Origin of the sequence: Microcella sp., from assembly GCF_030645145.1 — a bacterium.
Lineage (GTDB): Bacteria > Actinomycetota > Actinomycetes > Actinomycetales > Microbacteriaceae > Microcella.
Genome location: NZ_JAUSMI010000123.1, coordinates 1 through 5506, shown reverse-complemented (window position 1 = coordinate 5506; position 5506 = coordinate 1). Strand labels below are relative to the sequence as shown.

6 protein-coding genes and 1 pseudogene are annotated in these 5506 nt (G+C 72.4%); 3 read left to right on the top strand and 4 right to left on the bottom strand.

Annotated elements, in window-relative coordinates; genetic code table 11:
* Together Q7T15_RS08270 and Q7T15_RS08265 are read right to left on the bottom strand one after the other, a co-directional pair.
* A partial coding sequence (locus tag Q7T15_RS08270; RefSeq protein WP_304695157.1) for a hypothetical protein occupies positions 1 to 506 on the bottom strand: 506 nt, incomplete at its 3' end.
* 1 nt (position 507) lies between these two features.
* Positions 508 to 1146 carry a hypothetical protein gene (locus tag Q7T15_RS08265; protein WP_304695155.1) on the bottom strand — a complete coding sequence of 213 codons (639 nt, stop codon included), beginning with the start codon at positions 1144 to 1146 and terminating at the stop codon, positions 508 to 510.
* A gap of 144 nt (positions 1147 to 1290) precedes the next feature.
* On the opposite strand from Q7T15_RS08265, the gene Q7T15_RS08260 reads away from it, so the two are divergent.
* Positions 1291 to 1575: a helix-turn-helix domain-containing protein gene (locus tag Q7T15_RS08260; RefSeq protein ID WP_370689125.1), complete on the top strand. Its 285-nt coding sequence runs from the start codon at positions 1291 to 1293 to the stop codon at positions 1573 to 1575.
* Here the strand turns inward: Q7T15_RS08260 and Q7T15_RS08255 are convergent.
* Positions 1551 to 2135 (bottom strand): hypothetical protein, encoded by a 585-nt coding sequence (locus Q7T15_RS08255; protein ID WP_304695153.1) that lies wholly within the window; start codon positions 2133 to 2135, stop codon positions 1551 to 1553. The two genes, Q7T15_RS08260 and Q7T15_RS08255, sit on opposite strands and share 25 nt — an antisense overlap.
* 183 nt (positions 2136 to 2318) lie before the next feature.
* On the opposite strand from Q7T15_RS08255, the gene Q7T15_RS08250 reads away from it, so the two are divergent.
* Positions 2319 to 2813, top strand: a complete 495-nt coding sequence (locus tag Q7T15_RS08250) for an Rv3235 family protein (protein WP_304695151.1) — start codon at positions 2319 to 2321, stop codon at positions 2811 to 2813.
* Between the two features lie 124 nt (positions 2814 to 2937).
* Entirely contained in the window at positions 2938 to 4134 is a 1197-nt protein-coding gene (locus Q7T15_RS08245; protein ID WP_304695149.1) for an MFS transporter, read from the top strand.
* Positions 4135 to 4164: 30 nt separating this feature from the next.
* Here Q7T15_RS08245 and Q7T15_RS08240 read toward each other — a convergent pair.
* A pseudogene (locus Q7T15_RS08240) lies at positions 4165 to 5506 on the bottom strand (preprotein translocase subunit SecA); the annotation flags it as partial.

The window sequence follows — 5506 nt, the reverse complement described above, 5'->3', positions numbered from 1 at the left end:
CGGTGGGGCGGGTGCAGCCCTCCGTCCGGCGCAGAGCTCGCCGCAGGTGGCGCGGCGGGAGGCGGAGCATCCGTCGCCGGAGAGATCGGGGCCGCGGGCGCTGAGGACGGCGAGCTCCCCGCGAACCCGGGATGCGCGCCCACGGCGTCGGCGATGCCGCCGTCGAGCGCATCGAAGGGCGGCGCGAGCACGCTCAGATCGATGGGAGCTCCCGGCAGGACGCGGAGGATGTCGTGGACGCCGAGAAGGCGCGCCGTCGCGGATACGGCATCGTCGGCGCGCACGAGACAGGTCCGCACGCCGAGGAGGTCGCATGCGCCGACGACCTCCGTCGTCGCGACGGCCGGGTCGTCGGCGACGAGGATGACGTCGGGCACGCTCTCGCCGAGGAGGGTCAGGAGCGCCTCGCGGTCGGCGGCCCGCCACGCGATGCGGTGGCCGGCGCGCAGGAGCTCGAGCTCGACCGCGTCGGAGAGCGGACCGGGAACGGCGAGAGCGACGCGCATGTCAGCGGCTCACGGCGAGCGAGACGGGCACGGCCGCGAGGGCATCGCCGTTCGCGAGCGCGTCGAGGATGCGCGCGACATCGCGTCGCGGGACCAGCAGCTCGACGCGCGCGGCCTGGGCTCCCGCGACGAGCCCCTCGTCGGCGACCTCGCGCACGAGCTGCGCGCCCGAGCTGATCACGACAGGAGCGCCGAAGCGACCCGCCTCCTCCTGCGGCGACGCCCACACATCGAGCTGATCGCCCGAGCGGACCGTGGCCCCGAGCGGAGTCGTGAGGGCGACGACGATCGTGGTCGTCGATGGTCCGCGCTCGTCGCCGATGGCCGCGGAGGGGATGAGCTCGCCCTCGCCGATCGTGCGGGCGACGACCACGCCCGCCTCCGGGAGAGCGTCGGCCGCGAGGTAGGTCGACGCGCCGGCGCCCAGCGACACCCGTCGCAGCTCGAGATCCTCCGCGGTGATCAGCTCGCCGGCCGTGAGCAGTCGCGGGGCCGCGTAGACCTCGACTCCGTCGTCGTTCGCGGCGACGATCCCCACGACTCCCGCGATCGAGGCCGCGACCAGCGCGAGACCGATGAGGAGGCGCGGATCGGGCGCGCGCCGTCGGGCGGGGCGGTCGTCGCGATCGCGCTGGCTCATGGGACTCCTCGGCGGGGGGAGGCGGGTCGGTCGGCGCGAGCACCGCCCGGGCGGACGCGAACGATGATGAGCAATGCCCGCGGCTGTCGAGCGCAGTTATCCACACTCCTGCGCGCGTCGAGGGGGTGGTGCGAAGATCGGAGCATGCCAGAACCGACCGCCGACGCGATGGGGCGGTTCCTGACCCTCACCGACGTGGCCGAGGTGCTCAGTCTCACCGCCGCCGAAGTGCTCGCCCTCGTGCGCTCGGGCGAGCTGCCGGCGATCCGCCTCGGGTCGATCGGGCAGTGGCGGGTCGAGCACGCGGTGCTCGAGTCGTTCATTGCCGACAAGTACGACGAGAGCCGGCGCCTGGCGCTCTGGCACGAGGCGGAGTACGCCGACGTGGCGGAGATCTTCCCCGATCAGAGGCGCAGCACGAGCACCTGATCGAGCGCGATCACGCGGATGTGGTCGACGGCGCTCTCACGGCGAGGCGTCTCGAGCTCGTGGACGGCGACGTCGAGGTGGTCGCGCCCCACACGATCGATGGTGCCCGTCACCGTCGCGCTCGTCGTCTCGACCGTGAGCGGCGTCCGGCGTCGGCACAGATCGCGCAGGAGGAAAGCGATGCCGAGCCGAGCGGCGAGCACGGGACCCTCCGGGCCGGCCGTGAGCGAGTCGGCCACATGACCGCGATCGATGAGCAGAGCCTCGATCGCCGAGAACGGGACGACACCCTGGATGCCCGGACGATCGTCCAGGTCGCCGGCCATCCAGTCGCGGCCGACGGTCAGAGGTCGCAGGGTGTGGACCTCCCCCGAGCGCGACCGATAGCGGACGCGCCGGGCAGCGGGATCGGACGAGCGCTGCAGCGCCGCGATCCGATCGCGGATCGTCAGCCGCCCCAGCCGGAGTCGCTCCTCCTCGTGCTGCAGGTCGGCCTCCTCCGCGCGCAGCTCGTGCTCGAGCTGCCCGGCGAGGTCGTCGAAGAGGTGGTCCCAGCGCATGCGGGCGACGGTAGTGACGCCCTCCGACGGTCGCGACACCGTTCTCCACAGTTCGCGCCACCCCCTGGACACTGAGAAATCATTCTGCTTGAGTATCCCCGCCCCCCGAACGGGGGTGAACGCAACGGTCTGCCACCCGCACCGCGAGCGGCACCCTGGATCCCTCGGAGAAGAGGAGTCGGAATGAGCCCTGCCGCCGCACCCGCAGAGTCCCCCGTCGTCGAAGCGGAGCTCGACCAGGCCGCCACCCCTCGCGCTCGCACGCGATCCGGCCGCACCATCCACGCCCGCATCGCGCACGAGGAGTTCTTCGACTACCAGCCGACGTCGACGGCAGACCTGCCCGATCCGCGGCCCCTCGTCGAGAACCTGACGCGCTGCGTCATCGAGATCCTCGCCGGCGCGCGCGAGCTCGAGCAGATCGCCCGCTGGGTCACCGACGACGTGTACTCGGGCCTGCTCAAGCGCCAGGTCATCTCCGCGCGCGCCCGCGCCGCTCGCGGCCGCCCTGCCGTTCGCCCCGCGTTCGCCCTCGGCTCCACGATCATCTGCGAGCCCCGCGACGGCATCATCGAGGCTGTCGTCGTGGTCAACTCCCGCGCCCGGTCGCGCGCCGTCGCCGTGCGGCTCGAAGGGCTCGACCGCCGCTGGCGGGCGAGCGCCATCCACGTCCTGTAGCGGGTCGCGCCCTCTCTGCTCCTTGACGGCGCTATGCACGCCGTCTACCGTCAGATCAAGACGGTGTCTCAACTGCTCGCGCAGGAGCGCCACGACGCTCCGGCGACGACGATCGAGAGGCCCCATGGCGGCGCGCCCCACGCTCGTCCTTGCGCTCGCCGTCGCGCTGCTCGTGCAGTTCGCCCAGCACGCCACGCGCCCCATGGCCTCGTACCGTGCTCTCGGCCTCGACGCCTCGGTCGAGCAGCTCGGTCTTCTCGCGTTCGGATTCGGGGCGCTGTCGATCCTCATCGCGATCCCGATCGGCCGCCACGTCGACCGGCGCGGCGCCCGCGCGACGACGATCGGCGGCATCGCCCTCATGGGCGGAGCGGCGGCCGCTCACGCGCTCGTCGCCTCGATCCCCCAGCTCATCGCGGCGCACGCGCTGCTGGGGCTCGGCCTGATCTTCGCCGTCGTCGGTCTGCAGGCTGTCGTCGCCCATGCGGGCCCCTCCGAGGGGGCGGATGCTCGATTCGGCCTCTTCGGAGCCACCATTTCGCTCGGCCAGATGCTCGGGCCGCTCGTCGCCGGCGGTCTCGCCGAGCTCATGATCGCGCTCGACCTCGCCGCCGCGGACGATCGCTACGGCACGGCGCCGACCTTCGTGCTCGCCGCCACGCTGTGCGTCGCCGCCGCCGTCGCCGCCACGCGACTGCCGCATCACCCCGGCGGCTCCCGCTCGGCGCGGGCGGCAGAGTCGGAACCGGCTCGGCCCGAGGGCATCGGCACCGTCCTGCGCGCGCCGCACATGGGCAAGGCGCTGTGGGCGAGCGCGATCGTGCTCACGGCGACCGACGTGCTCACGGTGTACCTGCCGGCGATCGGCGCGGAGCGCGGCTGGTCGGTCGCGTTCGTGAGCATCCTGCTCGCCGTTCGGGCGGGGCTGTCGTTCGCCGTGCGGGTCGGCATCGCGCCGCTCGTTCGCCGCATCGGTCGGAAGCCGCTCCTCGTCGGAGCCTGCGGGATCGGAGCGACTGCTCTGCTGCTCATGGCGCCGGAGTCGCCCGACTGGACGACTGTAGCGCTCATGGCCATCATCGGCCTCGTCCTCGGGCTCGGTCAGCCGGTGACGATGGCGTGGGTGTCGCGCTCGGCGCCCGAGCGGCTGCGCGCCACCGCGCTCGCCGCGCGGCTGACCGGCAATCGGCTGGGTCAGTCGGTCATCCCGGTCGCGGTCGGAGCGGCCACGGCGATCGCCGGATCGGGCGCGGTGTTCGTCGTGCTCTCGGCGCTGCTCGTCTCGACGTCGGTCGCGGTCGCGCGCTCCGACCTCCGCTGACGGAGGAGCGGGAGCGCGCGACCGGCCGGACTACTTGCCCTTGCCCTGCGAGCGGCGCTGGGCGCGGTTGGCCGGCGCCGGAGCATCGCCCTCGGTGCGCTGACCGAACGCGCCGACTCCGCCGGCCGCGGGTCGCGCCGGAGCGGCGCCACGGGCAGCCGCGGGAGCGATGGGGGCGGCGGTCGTCGCAGCCGGGGCCGCCTCGCGCGCCTTCGCGGTCTCGGCCTGCTGGAGCTGGCCGCGCTGGTTGCGGACCTCGACGTCGCCGTCCGCGCTCGGCGCCGTGTAGCTGAGGTTCTGCGGCGTCTGCGGGGCGTTGAGTCCCTTGGCCGTGACCTGCGCCGTGCCCTTGCCCCCCGTGACCTCGACCTCGAGGTTGAACAGGAAGCCGACGGCGTCCTCGCGGATCTGACCCATCATCGACTGGAACAGGGCGAAGCCCTCGCGCTGGTACTCCACGAGCGGGTCGCGCTGCGCCATCGCGCGCAGGCCGATGCCGTCCTTCAGGTAGTCCATCTCGTAGAGGTGGTCGCGCCAGCGGCGATCGATCACGCTGAGGACGACGCGGCGCTCGAGCTCTCGGGTGGCGGTGCGCCCCAGGCTCTCCTCGCGCTGGGCGTAGGCGAGCTTCGCGTCGGAGACGAGCTCGCGCACGAGGAACGCGCTCGTGAGCTTCGGCCCGGCCTCGCTGATGACCTCGTCGATCGTGAGCGAGACGGGGTAGAGCGTCTTGAGCTCGGTCCAGAGCTGGTCGAGATCCCAGTCGTCGGAGTGCCCGGCGGCGGTGTGGGAGTCGACGACCTCGGTGATGACCGACTCGATGAACGTCTGCACGCGGTCCTGCAGGTCGTCTCCCTCGAGGATGTGGCGCCGGTCGGTGTAGATCGCCTCGCGCTGGCGGTTGAGCACGTCGTCGTACTTGAGGACGTTCTTGCGGATCTCGGCGTTGCGCGACTCGACCTGGGACTGCGCCGAGCGGATGGCGCGGCTGACGACCTTCGACTCGATCGCGAGGTCGTCCGGAACGTTGGAGCGGCCCATGAGGGCCTCCGCGGCGCCCGCGTTGAACAGGCGCATGAGGTCGTCCTGCAGCGAGAGGTAGAAGCGGCTCTCGCCCGGGTCACCCTGACGGCCGGAGCGACCGCGCAGCTGGTTGTCGATGCGGCGAGACTCGTGCCGCTCGGTGCCGAGCACGTACAGACCACCGGCAGCGATCACCTTCTCGGCTTCCTGCTTGACCTCCGCCTGAACGCGCTTGAACACGGCATCCCACTCGGCCTCATACTCATCGGGCGTGTCGACGGGTGAGAGTCCGCGGTTGTTCATCTCAGTGACGGCGAGGAACTCGGCGTTGCCGCCGAGCATGATGTCG